At 41.1% G+C, this 4,231-nt stretch carries 1 protein-coding gene and 2 pseudogenes; 2 read left to right on the top strand and 1 reads right to left on the bottom strand.

What is annotated here, in order from left to right; translation table 11 throughout:
• Both H6G96_RS40335 and H6G96_RS40330 read left to right on the top strand, forming a co-directional pair.
• Positions 1-106 (top strand): annotated as a pseudogene (locus tag H6G96_RS40335) (IS5/IS1182 family transposase); the annotation flags it as partial.
• A 77-nt stretch (positions 107-183) separates the two neighbouring features.
• Positions 184-3,645 carry a hypothetical protein gene (locus H6G96_RS40330; RefSeq protein ID WP_347242364.1) on the top strand — a complete coding sequence of 1,154 codons (3,462 nt, stop codon included), beginning with the start codon at positions 184-186 and terminating at the stop codon, positions 3,643-3,645.
• A 362-nt stretch (positions 3,646-4,007) separates the two neighbouring features.
• Here H6G96_RS40330 and H6G96_RS40325 read toward each other — a convergent pair.
• A pseudogene (locus tag H6G96_RS40325) lies at positions 4,008-4,231 on the bottom strand (hypothetical protein); the annotation flags it as partial.

Here is a 4,231-nt window from a genome sequence, read left to right as displayed (position 1 = left end):
ACGACGTTTCTTTGATAATCAAGCTGTTGAATTATTTCTCCAATGTGCTGCGCTTAACCGCATGATCCAGTTAGGCAAGCCGGACAGTTACAAAGTAGAAAACTAATACTACTCCACTATCGGATTAGTATGTCTTTTTTTCATTCACGCAACAAAGCCTTTCTGAATTCTAACGGATTGTGTGTGTCTGCTAACAAGCACGTTGAAGATCGGCTCGGCCCAAATGGTAAAGACCTCAAAGGTGTAATCGTAGTTAGTGACGAAGACCACAAGCGTATACAGCAAAGAATTGCACAGTTAGAAGCGCTCTTAATCGATGTTGATTTTATCGATCCAGCCGAAACCGAATCAGAACGCCAAGCACGAGATTTTGACGGTGACTGCATTGGTGTGGCAAGAGCTAGCTTATATCCCAATTTAACAGCAGAGGCAGAGCGAAGGAATCTTCCCCAAAACGCCTATTCGCCCACAGTTAAGCTCAAAAAACAATCATTCTATGATCCCACCGATGGAAGCCAGCGCCCATTTGAAGAAATCGCTATCCACATGAGCGATAGCATCAGCGTGGGCATAATCAACAATCAAGTGACAGCACTGGAGGCATTAGAATCAGAAATTGAGGTACTAAAGACTTACGGTACTTTTGAGCAGAAATCAACTTATTTAGACCAAGTTTCAAACCATTACGAAACCCTGTTTGAGCAAGAACGCCAGAAAGAGCCAAAGTTAATTCGAGAAGAATACAAGCCTTATATGCAAGGGTTTGTTGAACTTGCTCATTCTGAAAGAACCCCAGAAAATATTCAGCAGGCGATGGATGTTAACCGTCAAATGTACCGGAGCATGATTGAAGAAGGATGTTATCAAAACCAAATAGCGGTTGATTTATTCAAAAGTGCTAAAAAACCTGAGATGGATAAAATCCGGGAAAACAGCCGCTACTTGTATCGTGATGTTAATTATATTAAAGATAAAAAGTCGCCTTCAGTTTATTTAAACACGGGGATAACACCAAAGGGCTACTCACCAGTAGAATTATTAATTAGCCAAACCAATAAATATTTCCAAGAATCACAGTTAGAATCGCGCCCCATCGTCCAGTTTAAAGACTTATTCAAAGGAGTAGAATTTACACCACAGCAAAAATTTGCAGCGATCGCCGCCAAGTACGAGTTCGATCTGAAGTTCAACGCTGCGGTTCGGATGTCCCAACGGCGTGAAACTGAGAAAGGGCCATCTGCAATTCTGCAAACTTCACAAGGGGCGAAACTTGAAATTACCAATCTCACCCGTTACGGACACCCTTTAATCTGGAAAGCCCAGACACTTAACATTCGCCTAGAAGAAATTAAATTTACAAGTAGCGAACGCCCCCACAAATTACTAGCAGTCGCCCAGATTAATGGAGAAATCGATAAAGATGGAAAACCTGCATACCGTCATCTTGGAACAGTTAGCCAACAATCTGTGACTGACCACAACCTCAAGGCGGGGATGACCATACAGGGAGCTAAACTCCTAGAACTAAAACCAGAACTTACTAGAAGCCAAACTAAACTATTCTTTGCCTTGGCGCAGGAGACGGCAGAAGCATTTTACGCCTCGATCCCAGAGTCAGAAAAACTTGCATCCGCTGCCGCCGCTTGGAGCATCTGTGCATCTCGCCAAGATGAACTCGAAGTTGCAAGAAAAGAAAACGCAAACCCCCAAGCTCACGCTAAAAAAGTCTCTAACTTCGCCTTTGCTGCTTTCCCCAATGAAATTATCTCCCGCCTGGAGCAACTGCAATTTACCGAACCGAAGTTAGTCACATTAAATAATGAAGCGAATCAATTTTTGGGTCGAGACTGGAATCCAACCGAAAAACACGCGATAGAAATTAGGGCTAGCCACCACCCACCGGGACACGAACGCCACGTTTCCAGACTGTTGTTTGTACAGGATGCTGACGGCGAATATAAGGAATTCGCCATGCTTGAAACCAGAACCGCACAGCTTCCCATTGGTACAAAAGCGCAAGCTAATTTCATTGGCGTGGAACCTGCCACTGCCAAAGCAACTATTGGACTGCCAGGAAACGAGCCGGTTGAAATTACTATCCGTGAACTCAAGAACTTCTCTCAAGGGGGACTCGTTTTTAATGTCGAACCGGTCAACTTAGAATTTGGCACTGTGCCGGTGACTGACAAAACAGTAAAAATCAAACTTGATGGCAAAACTCTGGGGGAGTTAGACAGTGATTCTGTCCAACAGTTGAAACAAATTGATTATCTGAAAAATGGTAATCCTCTAAAATTAAAGCTCACGTCAATCTCTGAGACAGGAGATCAAGCTTTTGTGCTGGGTGAATCTCCCAATGGTAATCTTCTCAAAATTAATAAAATTAACTTTTACGATTTTTCTGGTCAGACATTCAATGATCAAGATTACCGAAAACTGACTATCGAAACCTCAGCTTCTAAAACTAGAGATGCTGTATTTTTGAATGGTGAACCCCTGGGAGTATTGCACTTCAAAAAAGACAAAGACGCTATCAGACAGCTTGGATTGCTCAAAACCGGACAACTTACCCCAGCCCCCGCTATTATTGAAAGTAACTTCTCTGTTATTTGCGCTCAAATTGACCCTAATACCGTTGAATATCCCCAGAAATGGACAAAGGAATTTCAGGCTTTTGGGACTCAATCAGTTAATTCTGAACAACAAGAGATGATTGAAAGTAGTGCGAAAATTCTACATCATATTAAAGAGCGTCCTACTTTCTTATTTTCGACAGAATCAAACAAAAAACTTGGAGTCATGGGCTTGGCTGTTGACAACCAGAAAGCTGAGACTGTGACTAAATGGTTAACTTCGCAAAATGTTGTATATTCCCAAGTCCCGCCCGAAGATGTCATCAGAGAAACCAAAAAAGGTCTAGCAGTATTTCACTTAGTCAGCAGTTCAATTCCCCCCAAAACTTTGGAGAACATGACCAAGAAATTCGGGGCTGTGATTGAATCAAATAGTGACTATCAACAAAGAGTTAATTCCCTTGCCACACGACCACAGTTTTTGAAACCACCAGAACAAACAGCGCAATCCCCACCTAACCAATCTATAACTCCATTACTTTCTACTACTCCTTCTACATCAGACATTAGTAATAACGTGAAAACCGAACCTCTCGGTGTAGAGAAGCCTCCAACAGTCACTATTGATGACTTGAGAAATTGGTACAATGCCGCAGATAAGTTAGGGAAGTCGGAGAATTACAAAAAACGCATTGTAGAAGTGGCAAATGGATTGAAAGGTGGTGAGCAATTATCAGCCGAAGCGTTGACAGTAATGAATCAAGATACATTTGAGCTTGAAGCCATCAGTCGGCTGACTCAAATTGCTCAAAGGATTGGCATGGTCTGGGGTAAGTCTAATGAAAATGGCACTCAAGTTTGGGGAAAAATTTATGATTTGGCTTTCAATACCCAGCAGAGGGATTTAACTATTTCGCAGAAAAATGGAGAGGTAATTTTAAACTTGCAATCTGGTCAGGTACAGACTAATAAACTAACTTCACAGATATTGCAAACTTTTGAGGACGCGAATAGTCAGATAGATAAAATATTAGCTAAATCTCAAACACAACAAATAGACTTACAAAGATAGATTGTAAAAACTCAGGAGCCAGGAGCCAGAATATATAGGGAGTTTATTAAAACTACAATACTTATTTATCCAAGCTTTCTTTAATTCTTTAACAACTCAGAATAGCTGAATTATTACTCCTGAATTCTTACGAATCATTTAGCCATTGTTCAAGTTGATTTTTTAGCTCGGAATCGTTATGAATCCTGACTTTTGCCGTTAAGTAAGCTAATGAGCATTTAAGTTGCATAAAAGCAGGGCTGAAACCTTTACTACAAGCGAATCGATCTGGAAAAATGAATGGCGATTAGCTTATTGATTTGATTTTTGAAAAACTAAGTTGGCTAGAAGGTTGCTCTATAAAGGGTTACTTCTGAGGGTACTTAAGAAAATTCAAGTTTCATTGCTACATATGCATTTGCAAAGCGTTTGTATAGAAGAATTGCTCCTAAATTTGCTCCCAGACAGATGCTTCCTAGCCCCAATAAAATGTATGTGGGAGCCATGACAACTCCAATCATGAACCAAGCAAATACGTGCAGTATGATTAATAAAGCAAAGGTACTGGCAATTGCAGCACTTCGCCAAATCTCAATAGCTGGACGAC

It is taken from the genome of Nostoc sp. FACHB-892 (genome assembly GCF_014698795.1).
Classification (GTDB): domain Bacteria; phylum Cyanobacteriota; class Cyanobacteriia; order Cyanobacteriales; family Nostocaceae; genus Nostoc.
The sequence above is the reverse complement of the archived record's forward strand: the minus strand, read 5'-3'. Positions and strand labels throughout refer to the sequence as shown.